Genomic DNA, 13742 nt, shown 5'->3' with positions numbered 1-13742 from the left:
GCCGGATACGACTGGGACAGCAACCGTCCGCAGCTGACCGGCGATCGGGCCGAGCGCAGCCTCCCCGCGAAACTGACCGGTCGCCGGCCCCTCAGCGTCGGGGCCACGACCGAGCTCGACCCGTACGCACCGGATCCGGCGCGCACCCGCAGGTTCGGCACGACCCTGTACTACGGTCGGCATTTCGGCGATTTCGGACAGGTGCGCGGGCAGCTCGGCGACATCATGCGCGGCTGGCCCGCGGCCAAGATCGCCCGGGCCCAGGCCGAGGTGGCCGAACTCGCCCATGAGGCGACCAGATCGCATCGTGGTGACCTCGGGTTGGCGCGCGGCGGCGTCCATGTCTCGGGGCAGGTGCGCGGCGAGCCGGGGCAGCAGCGGCTGGTGGTCAAGGTCGAAACCGACGGCGACGGACGACAAGTCGGCCTTCGGCGCTACACCCTGGAGGAATCCGACGGCAGCAGCCAGCGGGCTTTGCCAGCGGTGCCGTCCGGTGCGATCGCCGCGGGTGGTGCGGCGGCGGCGCTCGCTGGTTCAGCCGTGAACAATTGTGTGCCGGTGTCGCTGGGGCAGGTCAATGCGGATCAGCGGCGCGAGGACGGTGGCGGTGTCGTCGATGTGCCCGATCATCCGGCAGACGATCCGGCGGGTATGCCGCTGCGGGAGGTGCAGCCGCATCTGCGGGGAGCCGAACTGGAAGGCTTTGCCACCGACGCGGATTCGACCGGGCACGGGCGCATCGCCGAGGGGCTGATACACGCCGAGGGTGCTGGCGAGGGTGCGACGGCCTGGGTGCTCGATCAGCGCACGACGGTGGACGAGCACGGTGTCGGCGCGCATGCGTACGCGGTGACCTATGTCCGCGATAACGGGGACGGCACTTACCTTTTCAAGGTCGACGGTGTCGAGGTCACCTATACCGGACTCGACGCCGGTGGCCGGGAATGGTTCGTCACGGCCGATGGCGATCGGGTATCGCTGGCCGAGTTGACCAATGGCTCACGCGAGGAAACCGCGGCGACCTGGGCCGCGGTGTGGCGCGACGGACATGTTGTCGAGAATGTCGGCGACCGTACCGCGGCGGCGCCGGAGGGGAATCTGCGCGTCGGCGCATCGGATGAACACAGTGCCGGGCGCGGTCCCGAGGAACCGACCGCCCACAGTCCGCCCGTGGCATCGGGCGAGCACGCTTCGACCGGAGAAGCGCAGTCGCCGCCCCCGCGACGCGCCGAAATCCAACAGTCGCGCAATGACTTCCGGGATGTGTTCACCGCCGAGTCGCGTGCGCGCAACGAGGCGACCCGCCTGCAGGCCGAGGCCGACCTGGCCCGCACCGCCGGTGACCAGCAGCGGGCGCAAGAATTGCAGGACCGGGCGCGCGAGCAGCAAGAGCACGCCGATCAACTGCACAGCCGGGCGAATAGCCTGCGGGTCAGGGGTATTCGGCTGGAGCTGACCGAGCTGGCCGAAGCACGCGAGGCGGTGCAGGAGCACCTCCGGCAACTGGAGAACCAGTTGACCGATGCGCTCGGCGGTGCGGACGAGGTCCGCGAGTTCCAGCGCGATGTCGAACAACTCGATCTGCTCGACGGTGCGATCCAGGATCGGGACCGGTCGGCCGCGGCTCAGCAACAGGTTCGGGATTTCCTTCGGGTCGCCGAGGAGCAGCGCGATATAGGTCGCGAGGCGGTGCGGGAACTGGACAGTGGCCTGCGCGAGCTCGAATCCGGGCAGCCGGGGACCGAGGTCGTTCCCGCCGACCAGAAGCATGTGCAGAGCGCCGAAAAAGCTCTCGTGCGTGCACAATTCGAACTAGATCGACTCGATGAAGCGCACGCCGATCTGACCCGCCGCCAACAGGAGCTACTCGATCGCCATCCGGCGTTGGTCGAGGCCGTCGACAATGCGACGGATGCGCGCGAGCGGCTCGCCGATCGATTCGGGGTGGCCGATCCGGCGCAGTTGCGCCCCAGCTATCGCGAAGCGTCGCCGAGTAGTCCACCGGCGTTCGTCGCGCTGCGCGACACACTCGCCGAGGTGGACCGGGCGGGTGCCGAACTGACACGATTCGCCGAACAGCGCGCAAACCTGCTCGCCCTCAATGCCCTCGAGTTGCTGCCGATTTCGGATCGCGTCGGGGTGGTGCCCGCGACACGGCCGTCGACCCTGTTTCCGTACGAGCGCATTGTCGTGCTCGGCACGGGCACCTCGCCCGCCGAGTACCGGCAGGCGTTGCAGCGGGCATTGCGGCCGGGTACGGATCTGAATCTGGTACTCGGACTGGCGAAGTCGGAGACACTGCCACTGGATGTGCAGTTCATTCGGGTCGTTGTCGACGAGCACGGACGATTCCAGGAGGTCCAGCGGCTGCCCTCGACGGATGCGGGTGCGGTCGAGAAGTCCGGCAGCAAGGCCAGGTATCCGGCGAAGTGGACCGATCCGCAGCCGCCGTTCCTGTTCAAGGTGTCGATGATCCCGGTATTCGACGAAATCATGGCGCCCTTCCACGATTTCGCGCCGGGAGAATATCCGGAATTCATATTTCCGGAGAACCTGCCGTTCTCGAAGACCGTATTCTCCGTCCCGGAAGGCGTGGACGCGTGGCAGTCCCCGGTGGGTATGGATCTGTTCCACGTGCGGATTCTGAGCCTGGGCATTCTCGACCGGATTCCGACCCATCCGTGGGTGCACAACCTCATCCAGAATCGGCCCTGGATCGGCCGCGCCATATTGAGCGCCACCAAGTGGTTGCCCGCCAATACCGCACACGGCAAATCGGTACAGGTGCCATTGTCGGCCGATTTCGTGCGGCGGCATCCGCGCATCGCGTTCGCGCTGGACGGTGTCGCGAAGTGGATTCCGGCGGTGCGCGGCGGGCGCTGGATCCATCTTGTTCCGGTGATCCGGGGCACCCGCACGCACGCCTGGTTCGATGACGCGCAACCCGATCCGCAGCCGCTACACCGCCGTGAGATCGCGACCCCGCCGCCCAGCACGGCCTCCGGCCATCTCGACGGCAGCGTGCAGCGTCCCTATACCGGCGAAAGTGTGGATATCGCCGAGTCGCTGCGGGAACGCTGGCGGGCGAATGAGCAGGCGCGCGAACGGATTCAGGAATGGACCGAGGGCGAGTACGACCGGTTCGAACGCAATCGGGTGGACGAGCACGACAGCCTTGTGCATCGGATCGCCGAGCAGGCCGCCCAACATCCCGATCGCTATTCCGGCGGTGATCCGAAGCGTTGGGTGCGCGGCAAGGGCAAGGAATGGGTGCGGGATCCGGATGGTGCACTGCTGCCGCGGCATTCCGATGGTTCGACCTGGTTGCGTGATGCCGGCGGCAATGTGCGGCCGGAGCCGGAGATCGTCGCGAATCTGCGAACGGTTCGCGACCATTTGATGCGGAATTCGGAGTTGAACCGGATTGCCGACGTTGCCGAAATGTGGAACCGGCTGATCAACGGGAAACCGCTGCGGGAGGACATAATCGGGCTAGAGGCGGCACTGGCCGAAGGCCAGCACCTCGCCGGCCATCCCGAGGCCACCTCCGAGCAGGCGCATCAGGTGGCGAAGAAGGCCGGATACGACTGGGACGCCAACCGCCCGCAGCTGACCGGCGATCGCGCCGAACGCAGCCTGTGGGGCAAGCTGACCGGCCGCCGCTCGCTCACCGTCGGCTTCACTCCCGAACTGAATCCGCACGCGGCCGACGCCGGGCTGACCCGCCGCTTCGGCACCACCCTGTACTACGGCCGCCAAGGCCACTCCCACATCACCGGGCAACTCCGCGAAATCATGCACGGCTGGCCGGAGGGCAAGATCGCCGAGGCGCAAACGGAGGTCCGGCGACTCACCAAGCAGGCCACCCGATCCCACACCGGTGACCATGGTTTGGCACGCGGCGGCGTCCACGTCTCCGCGAAGGTCACCGGCGACCCCGGCCACCAAACCCTCGACGTCACCGTCGAAAGCAATGGCGACGGCCAGCTCCCGACCATCCACTACACCCTCGACCAGGGCGACACCGCCATCGAGCCGGGTCCCGGCGGCAAGCGCCCCGTCCTGCCGGAGCCGCCCAAGGGTCCGCTGCCGGAGTCGCCCGGTCCGACTGCGGAACTGCCGGGGTCGCCCTCGGTTCCGGAGTTGCCCGAGTCGTCGTCGGCCGCACAGGCTTCCGAAGCGGCCGGCGCACGGACCGGGGAACGCCCATCCGTACCCGAGTCTCCGGTCGTACCGGAGGAATCCGGTTCCGCGGGTACACCGGGCCATTCGGCGGTGGCGCAGCATCCTGGTACGGCTGGGTCCGGCTCTCCCACAACGCGGACGTCATCGGGCTGGACGCAGGGCGCGACCCGCGAGCATTTGCCCACGAGCGCGACCGTGGCTACCCGGCTCGTCGATTACGGCCGCGAAATCGCCACCGCGGCAGGCGAAACCGCGGCCACGCTGGATCAGGTCTGTGAGCCGTTGCGTCAACTCGGGATACCCGATCCCGAGCGGCTGACACCAGCGCAGATGACCGATGCCGCGCTGCAGGAGCGGTACCGTCGCATTGCGGTCGCCGACGCCGCCGCGAACCGCAACCCGACCACACCCGAGGAGATGGTCGAGTACTTCACCGAACGCGATCGCACCCAGCAGCAGGTCACCGCGGCGCGGACGCTGTCGGCGGAGCTCGACCGGCGCATGCCCGCACATGCGCGCGCCCTCGAGCACGAAGCACGGGTTCGGGACGAGGCAGCGACCGTCGCCGCACGTGACGTCCTCGATGTCGTGGGTGGGGATCGCCACGGTGACGCCGTTGCAGTGGTCTATGGCAATCCCACCCGGATAGTGGTGGCCTCGCCGTCCGCCGCACCGGATCACATTGTCGGTGCCGATCTGCGCCGCGCCTGGGCCGCACAGGGTGTCGACGTGCAGTTCGAGCAGGTCACGGTCGACGAATCCGGCCGCGTCTCCGTCACCGATCTGAACGCGCCGCAGGCAGCGCAGCCCGCGGTGAACAACTGCGTTCCGGAGTCGCTGGGACAGGTCAATGCCGACCAGCGCGGCCCCGTGGTGAGCGTGCCCGATCCACAGCCGGGCAATCTCAGCGGACGGTCGATCGATGAGATCCGCCCGCATCTGAACGGGGCGCAGCTCGAGGGCTTCCGCACCGATGCCGCGGCCACCGGACACGGGCGCATCGCCGAAGGTCTGATCCATGCCGAGGGCGCCGGTCCCGGTGCCACGGCGTGGGTGGTCGAGCAGCGTGCCACCGTCGACGAGCACGGCGTCGGCGCGCATGCCTACACACTGACCTACGTGCGCGACAATGGCGACGGCACATGGACTTTCACTCTCGACGGCGTCGAGGTCACCTACCACGGCCTGGACGCACAGGGCCGGGAATCGTTCACCGGTCGCGATGGCCGCCGGGTATCGCTGCCGGAGCTGGCCGGTGGTTCCCGAGCCGAAGTCGTCGACACCTGGGCCGCGGTCTGGCGTGACGGACAGGTTGTCGAAAATGTCGGCGACCGGACCGCGGCACCGCCCGACGGCGGCCTAAGGGTCGGCCAGACCACGCCCGGTGCGGAATCCGGTCGCAGCCCCGACCGTCCAGCGGCACACGATCCTCCGGAAGCACCAGATAACGAATCGGGACGCCGCTCGGAGTTGGTCGTGCATGCCCCGGGCGAGGCCGCACCCGATGCCGCCGCGCGGGTGGAAGCCGCGGCTGGATCATGGGATTGGCTCGGCGAGCAGCTGCCCGATTGGCCCGCCGACAAGATCGATGACGCGGGGCTCGAGCTCGCCGACCTCGTCGAGCGGGAGTTGGCGCATCCGGACGGCGAAGTGCGCATCGTGCTGGCGCAGACCGGCGTCCCCGGTGATCGCAAGCTGCACGCGACGGTCGGCGATGCCAGCTTTACACTGACCGAATCCAACCGTATGCCGCACTGGCTCGCAGATGCGGTCGAACCGATACGTCATGTGCGCGTGCATGTTCCGGGTGAGGTCGCGATCGCGGTGGACTCGCGCAAGATCCCGCAACTCGCTAGGGCGCTGGCCGCATTCCACCCCCTCGGTTCGCCTCCCGAAGTGGCGCAGGACAATATCGATCACGGCCTGCGCCATCGCGCCCGGATCAATCGCGGGCGGCTGCACGGCTTCCGGACCAATGTCGAGGGTGAGTACATCGAGTGCCGGTTCGGCGATGAAGCGGTCGAACTCACCGTCTATCCGCTGTGGGATCAGGATTTCCGAACCGGTTGGCGCGAGCTGGCGCAGACCGGGCAGCAGGGCCGGACGGTGCCGATCGAGCGATTCGCCGAGGTAATCGTCGCGGACCTGCGCGACCGTCACACCAATTGGTCTGAGACGCAACCGGATACGCCGACCATCGATGAAGCATCGCAGTGGCCGGGTGCCGCGCAGACCGAGTCGAGCGCCGAGCTGACCGATGCCTTGACCCGAACCGCGACGGACAGCCCGACGGTGCGGCGCTCGCTGCTCGGGGAACCCGGCAACCGAACCGAGCGGGTGGAGGTGACCGATCAGAGCCGCGATCTGCCTGTGCGCGACGATCCGGATGCGCCGACCGAGTCCCGCGCCACCGAACTGCTCGACGAGAAGTCCGGAGCCTGGGGCTTCCGTTTGCACAGCGATGGGACGAGAACGAGGTGGTTCGAACTCTTCGAATCGGCCGGATCCCATGATGCGCAGCCACGTCCCGAGCCGATCGTGGACCTGACCCTGCCGCGCGGTGCCGTCGAAGAGGGGGTGGGCGATGCGCGTCGTGCCGTCGTCGACGTACTCACCGATTGGCCGGAGGGAAAGCGCGAGGATGTGCGGCTCCTGGTTTCCGAGCTGGCCACCAATGTGGCCAGATATGCGCCGGAAGGCGGTGCGCACCTGCGAATTTGGCTGGATGACACGAATCTGAGGGGGGCCGTCGACGATGCCAGCCGCGGGCTGCCGAAGCGGCAACAGGAGAGCGAGTTCGACACCTTCGACGTCGACGCATTGGAGATCGATCTGGATGCGTGGGAATCGGGTGCGCTGGAGATCGGCACGCACGGTCGCGGCCTCGGGTTGCTCGACGAAACGGCTGCGGTATGGGGCGTCGATCTGCACCGAGCGGGCGGAAAGAGTGTGTGGTTCGAGGTCGAGAAGCCGCCGTCCAGTGGCTCGGACGCCGACGCCGTCGCGACCGCCGACCCGGCTGCGGCTGACCGGGTTCCGACTGACCCCTCTCCTGCCGACCTGGCTGCTGCCGACCCCGCTACTGCCGACCCGGCTACTGCCGAACCGGTTGCGACTGACGCGCTTGCCGAAGATCCGAATCTCGCACAGCTCAGGTTCCTTCGCGACGATATGGCGCAGTGGCTCGAGGTGGAACCAGCCGAGCTCGGGGCGGATTCGCCGCGACTGGAGCAGCTGCGTGCCGAGCGCGACGGTCTCCGCGCGGAGGTGGCCGATCAGACAGGTATACGTGCCGAGCTGGATTCACCACTGGTGAGCCAGATCCTGGCCGCACAGCGGGACATCCTGAACGCACAGGACCAGCCGCTACCGGTCACCGAACAGCGGGTCGAACTCCTCCAGCGGCTGCAGGATGTCCACGCGCTGGTCAACACCGCTGACTCGTACAACCGCGCGCTCGCCGGGCTGCCCGAGCCGGAATCCACCGGACCGCAGGCGGAGTACCCGGCTGGCCGGTCGGACAACCCGGATGGGCCGCAGGGGCATAACCCGGCCCATGCCCATCCGACCAGCCGCCCCGCGGAGGCGACAGAGCTGGAACGGGTACGCTCGAGCCGAGACAAGTACGACGTCGCACCCCCGGACGAGGGACTCGTCCACACCCCGAGCGACGCAACTACCGTCACCCCACTCACCGCCGATGCCAACGGACTGCTGTGCGGCCCGGACGGACTGCCGTACAACAGCAATCCGAACCTCGACTACTTCCTACTCGGCGCGACACCCGGCGACATCCGCACCTCCAAGGACCTCACCCACCCCGACCTTTACAACTCCTTCGAAAACCCGGACGACGGTCCCGCCGGATACGGGGTCTGGCGGGTTGTCGCCGGCCAACCCACCTATATAGCGCCGTTCAGCCTGACCTTCCTCGACACCGCACACGAATTGAAATTCACGGCCCAGGTGCGGGCCGAACTGACCTCGCAGGGTGTGGATCTCACATCGGTCAACTTCGAATCCCCACACCAGGGCCAGTTGTGGAAGCTTGCGCCGACCGTGCCGGAGGCCGAGCAAATACTCGCACTCGGCGGTTCGGACGCACCGGGGTTGCTCGCCGGTTTCGGCGATAACCACTGGGTGGGTGTGGACGGCAAACAGGCCGCGACCGACCGCCTATCCATCTCTCTGACACTCAACCCGATCCGTTGCGAGTCCGGCCGCGCGACTCTGGTGCTCGCCAGGAAGAACCAGGTGACCACGGCGGAATACACCGCGATCGACTTCGGACCCGATGCCATCCGAACCGCCGCCGCCCTACTCGAATTGCACAGCAGGGCGGTAGCACCGTGGCTGGCCGAGTCCGGAGTCACCGTCCTCGGCTCACCGGGTGGGTACCACGAGCTCACCGTGACCGATGCCGAAACCGTGCGCGACCGGGTAACCCGGGAGTTACGCGAATTGCAGTGGGGCAGTTCGGATCAGCGGAATGCCGTGGCGGTCGCGGCAGCCGACTCGGCGGCCGTCGCCTTGGCTCTCGGCCATGATCCCGTTCGCATCGAGTTACAGGCGATTCCGGGTTCGAAACTTCTACTGACGCAGGTCATCGACAGGAATCCCGAGCATCGTCCAGAGCGCGTGACGCCATCCGACACCTCCGGGATCACGAATCTCGATGACGGAACCGGAAAGTCGACCTGGTTCATTGTCGATGGATCCGCGGCTGAGGATCCCGGGTTGCTCGGCAACCTGCTTCCCGAACCCGAATTGCACACCGCCGAGATCATCGGTCACGATCCGACCGCATCGCTACTGCCCGAAGAGCGCGCGGTACTGCTGAGCGAGAAGACCGCCGATGTCCGGGTGCGTGAGGCCACCAATGGCCGGACGGCGGCACGTCGTGCGCTGCAGAGTCTCGGCATTCCGGAGACGCCGATCCTGCGCGGCCCCAAGGGGGAACCGCTGTGGCCAGCAGGAGTTGTCGGCGCCATCACCCACAAGGAGGGCTACTACGCCGCGGTGGTCGCGGATGCGGCGCACATCCGGTCGATCGGCATCGATGCCGAAGACAACGGCCCGATGTCCGAAGGGGCGATGCGCATCGCCGCCCGCCCCGAGGAGCAGGTGTGGCTGGCGGAAGTCGGCCGGCACGACGGCGTGCACTGGGATCGAGTGTTGTTCTCCGCCAAGGAGAGTGTCTACAAGGCGTGGTACCAGCTGACCGGTCGCTCGAAGATCGGCTTCCGCGACGCACTGCTCACCTTCGACATCGATGCGGGCACTTTCCACGCTCAGCTGTTCGTCGACGGCACGGCGATATCCGGTTCACCGGTCACCGAGATGTCGGGCCGTTTCGTGGTATGTGACGACCGAATCCTCACCGCCGCAATAGTGCAGTCGAACCCGACCCTGCCCACCGGCCCGACCGGTGACCGCTCAACCGAACACCGCCTCCCAGACCAATCGGAGGGCAAATGACCCCAATTCTTTACCGCCCCTTAGGGCGATCGGCTCCCGATCGCCCGCCGCGGCCGAGTGCACGAGTTACGCTGCGCCACAGTGGGCATAGACGTCGAGATTTCGTAAAGGACCGGCCTGCGAACCGGCGGGTCGAGATAGCCTTCGACGTTGCTGCCGATACCAAAGAGCGCAAGGACGTTTCATGATGAGGACACCGGCTGTTCACGCACGTCATGGGATGATCGGAGTCGTGTGCGCGGACGAGGGGCGACGCGAGTCGGGTGTGGGAAGCGCGTCGAGGCAGCGCCGAGCAGGACAGGAGTTGACCGATGGCACCGACTGATGACAAGCCCAATGTGTGGCAGCTCTCCGGAGACGACATCGGCAAGGATTCCGAGCATCTGACGGTGCAGCAGAAGAGTCTGCAGACGCTGGCGGGGTACGTCATCGACCTGTACGAGGTCTTCAACACCATCGAGGGTTGGACCCATTTCGTAGAGAATGTCGACGGGTTCGGAAATCTGCCGTCCGGCATCGCATTACAGGGCAAGTTCCAACGTGCGGGTCGCGATCTGAAGGATCGCGCCAAGAGCCACAAAACCCTGCTCGAGGATCTGGCGCAACAGTTCATCACCGCGGGCAAGCTGTACACCGCTGCCGAGGAGGCGAACACCTCCGGATTCGATCGGCTCCGGAATACTCGCTCGGCCGAGCGGCATGGCACGTGGAGCCTGCCCGCCGCCGGATCGACGAAGATTCCGGAATGGGGCGGGAAGACCGGACGGACCGATAAATATGGTGGGCCGCCCGCCGACCTGAAGGCGTACGCCAACGAAAAGGACGGCCGCGACAAGACACCGGTCCGCGCCGAGCCGTCCAGCATCCTGGACTATCCGACCGCTTTCAACTGGCACAAATCCATGAACGACAGCCTGTACCACACCGCGGATGCGTCCGGTTACTGGCAATCGATGGCGGAACAACTGGTGGCGCCCGCTACGAATCTGGGCAACCAGATGACCACGATGCAGACCTCGGGCGATTGGAACAGCGATGCCGCGGTCAAGGCGGCCGGTGCGGTCCAGGCCTATGCGTCCGGCGTTCAGAACATGGTCGACGGCATGAAGACGATCGCACGGAATCTCTTGGACACCTCGGGGTGGCTGTATGCGCTGGTGGCGAATACGCCCATTATTCCGCCGGATCAGGTCGGAACCCAGTACGGGCGCGAACAGGTCGACCTGGCCCAGCGGATCTTCCGGGACTGGTACGTACCCGGGCTCGACGCATCCAGCGATGCGATTCCGCTGATGGTGGAGCCGGTGAGCCCGGTGGTGCAGCCGACAGCGCCGCCACCGCCGGAAAGGAAGCAGAACACCGGGCCCGGCGGTGGTGGCGGCGGTACCGGTGGCGGCGGTACCGGTGGCGGCGGTACCGGCGGCGGTGGATCCTCGGCCGCACAGTCACGGGCGGCACAGCAGGCGCTCGCCGCGCAGCGCCAGGCCAGCGCACAGGCCCAGAAGACGGCGGCCGACCAGCAACGGCAGCTCGAGGCGCAGCGGCAGCAGGCGCAGCAGGAGGCCGCGCAGCGCCAGGCCCAACAGGAACAGGCCGCTGCGCAACAGCGCGCGCAGCAAGCCGCGCAGCAGGCGGCCGATCAGGCGAAACAGGCTGCGGACCAAGGTTTGCAGGGTGCGAAGCAAGCGATGGATCAGGCATCGCAGGCCGCGCAGCAAGCAGCCGCCTCGGCGGCCAAGGATATGCAGTCCGCCGGTCTGGCCGGTCTGCCTTCGGCGCTATCGGCCTTGGGCAAGGATGCGCTCAAGGCGGGCAGCGGCGGGGCGGGTGCGGGCAAGGGCGGCGGTATCGGTGGCGGTGCGGGCGGCGGTGCTGGCGCCAGCCTTTCGCCCAACAGCCTGCAGAATTCGAAGCTGTTCCCGCGCGCGGTCGCCGATGCGGCCGGGGTCGCAGCGGCGAGCCGGGCCGGCATTGCCAGCGCGGGCCAGCCGGGCTCGCCCGGCGGTATGGGCCCCGCGGGTCACGGCGCCGGGCACGGGCAGAACAAGGAGCACAAGCGCGCCGCCTACCTCGACTCGGTCGAGCACATCGAGGACGCGCTCGGCGACGCGCCGGTCGTCGTCAAACCCGTTGTCGAGCAATGAATCGCACCTGGAAGTTCACCGATCTGGAATTCATCGCCCAGTGGGAGGCGCTGAAGCAGGACTACCTGCCGGAACCGTTCGTGTACACCTGTCGCACCTGGGTGAACGAGGACTACATCCGGGAACAGCAGGATGCGTTGGCGCGGCTGCGGCACTCCGGCGATCGGTCGTTCGACGGTGTGCTGGAGGTGCTGGCCTTCCCGGATCTACGCATTGTCGCGGAGGGCTACGATCCCGCCGACCAGTGGAATCCGAACGTTCCGGTTCGGCTGCACGGCGTCCGGCGTGGTGACCGCGGTTACGTCTTCGCCGAGCTGTCCGGCGAGACATATTGGCATTCCGGTGGTTTCACCGTCACCGAATGCGATGCCGTCGATCTGGCCGGCGCGATCGTGCGTGCGCTGCCCGCGGCCGAGCCGGGACGCCGTGCCGATGTGGTGCTGTCGACCCAGGACCAGGGTGATGGCCTGGACTACTCGCTCGGCCAGTCCGCGGTGCACGATTCCTTCGACGATTCGATCGCCGATCTCTCCGCGGAATTCCTGGCGCTGCCGACATCGCGCATCGGAACGATCGATGTGATCCAGGGGCGTTCGCGTTTCGGCCCGCGTGGGATCACACAGCATCGGCTGCAATGGCGCGACCTGCGTGACGACGGCCGCTATGCGATCGAAGACAAGACCCCGCCGGTCGCGCGCGCCATCGACGCGAATCACCTGACGACGCTGATCAATACGCGCGTCGTGGAGGTGGTCCGTGCGATCAAGGACGAGCGGGTCTGACCCGCACCGGCTTCGGTGATTCGGAGGTACACCGTGAATGATCAGCAGCAGGATCCGATCGAATGGACCGCGACCTCCCGCAGCGGCACGATCTCGGTGCGCACCACCGAACAGGGCCTGCCACTCGGCATTTCGATCGAGCCCGCCGAATTGAAGCGGGATCCGCAGGGTTTGGCTGCGGAGGTATTGAGGCTGTGCAGGCAGGCGGCCAACCGGGCCGGGATGGCGCGCAGGGCGGAATTGGCCGCGGCCGGGGTGCCCGCCGACATGCTGGCGCTGACCGGTTTGCCGACCGCGGAAGACGTGGCGCGCCAGGAGTTTGCCGAGGAGCAGGAGTACGAGACCGAGCCGGACAGTTGGTTGCGCGAGGTGTAGTAGTCCCCGTTGCACGAGAGGAGCTTTCAGCATGTACGAGACCATGGACGAACTGATCGCCAGCGTGCAGCGGCGGCTGTACCGGATTCGGGATCTGACCGACGATATGGCCGGGGTGCGCGGCCGGGAAACCGCGCCGGACGGCTCCATCACCGTCGAGGTCGACGGCACCGGTGCGCTGCTGGATCTGCAGTTCTCCCAAGCCGTTTCGACGATGACACCAGCCGGGTTCGAGTCGACATTGGTGGCGACCGCGGCCGCGGCGGTGCGGCGCGCCTTTGAACGCCGTAGCGAACTGGTCACCGCGTTCAACGAGGAAGTCGCCGACTAGACACCCGACGTTCATTCGGTCCCCGTAGAACTTTTGTCAAGAACCTTAAGTTTGTGCAAATTTGCTTTCAGGCATTGCAGCCTGATTGATAGGTTCTATGAGTCGGTCAATTGCATTACTGGATCGGGGATTACGATGAGCGATGTCGTAGCAACACCTGATGCGATTCGCGCGTACGGGGACGCGGCGGTAGCGATGGCAACCGGGGTGGCAACCGCAGGAGCGTTCGATCAGGTGGCAACCGTTGCGGCGGCCGCGCCGGTCTTCGGTTTGATCGGCCAGGACTTTCTGATGGCCTTCGCCTACGCACAGGCCGATCACGTGAGTTCGGTGTTCGAATTGGCCGGTGTGCACGCGGGTACCGCGCTGACCGCGCACCAGGGCGCCGCGGCGTACGAGGCGGCCGAGGCGGCATCCGGCGCCGAATTCGGCGCTGCTGGCGTTTGA

6 protein-coding genes are annotated in these 13742 nt (G+C 66.9%); all 6 read left to right on the top strand.

Annotation, left to right across the window (positions count from 1 at the left end):
- Nucleotides 1–201 precede the first annotated feature (201 nt).
- The 6 genes from ABZW16_RS03940 (at nt 202) to ABZW16_RS03915 (ending at nt 13742) form a co-directional block, all read left to right on the top strand.
- Nucleotides 202–9663 (top strand): 4'-phosphopantetheinyl transferase superfamily protein, encoded by a 9462-nt coding sequence (locus ABZW16_RS03940; protein ID WP_354951857.1) that lies wholly within the window; start codon nt 202–204, stop codon nt 9661–9663.
- 311 nt (nt 9664–9974) lie between these two features.
- Nucleotides 9975–11807 (top strand): hypothetical protein, encoded by a 1833-nt coding sequence (locus tag ABZW16_RS03935; protein ID WP_354951855.1) that lies wholly within the window; start codon nt 9975–9977, stop codon nt 11805–11807.
- Entirely contained in the window at nt 11804–12589 is a 786-nt protein-coding gene (locus ABZW16_RS03930) for an ESX secretion-associated protein EspG (protein ID WP_354951853.1), read from the top strand. Before ABZW16_RS03935 ends, ABZW16_RS03930 begins: the two co-directional genes overlap by 4 nt.
- 33 nt (nt 12590–12622) lie before the next feature.
- The gene (locus tag ABZW16_RS03925) at nt 12623–12964 is read left to right on the top strand and encodes a hypothetical protein (RefSeq protein WP_354951851.1); all 342 of its coding nucleotides are present in this window, start codon (nt 12623–12625) and stop codon (nt 12962–12964) included.
- A 31-nt stretch (nt 12965–12995) separates the two neighbouring features.
- Entirely contained in the window at nt 12996–13295 is a 300-nt protein-coding gene (locus ABZW16_RS03920) for a YbaB/EbfC family nucleoid-associated protein (RefSeq protein ID WP_354951849.1), read from the top strand.
- 135 nt (nt 13296–13430) lie between these two features.
- A complete protein-coding gene (locus ABZW16_RS03915; protein WP_354951847.1) occupies nt 13431–13742 on the top strand; it encodes a type VII secretion target in 312 nt (103 codons plus the stop codon).

It is taken from the genome of Nocardia sp. NPDC004604, from assembly GCF_040609795.1.
In the GTDB taxonomy this organism is placed as follows: domain Bacteria; phylum Actinomycetota; class Actinomycetes; order Mycobacteriales; family Mycobacteriaceae; genus Nocardia.
This window is presented reverse-complemented; position numbering and strand designations above follow the sequence as displayed.

Excerpts from the sequence above, each read along its gene's own strand:
- ABZW16_RS03935 (WP_354951855.1), top strand. The coding sequence starts at position 9,975 with ATGGCACCGACTGATGACAAGCCCAATGTGTGGCAGCTCTCCGGAGAC.
- ABZW16_RS03930 (WP_354951853.1), top strand. The coding sequence starts at position 11,804 with ATGAATCGCACCTGGAAGTTCACCGATCTGGAATTCATCGCCCAGTGG.
- ABZW16_RS03920 (WP_354951849.1), top strand. The coding sequence starts at position 12,996 with ATGTACGAGACCATGGACGAACTGATCGCCAGCGTGCAGCGGCGGCTG.
- ABZW16_RS03915 (WP_354951847.1), top strand. The coding sequence starts at position 13,431 with ATGAGCGATGTCGTAGCAACACCTGATGCGATTCGCGCGTACGGGGAC.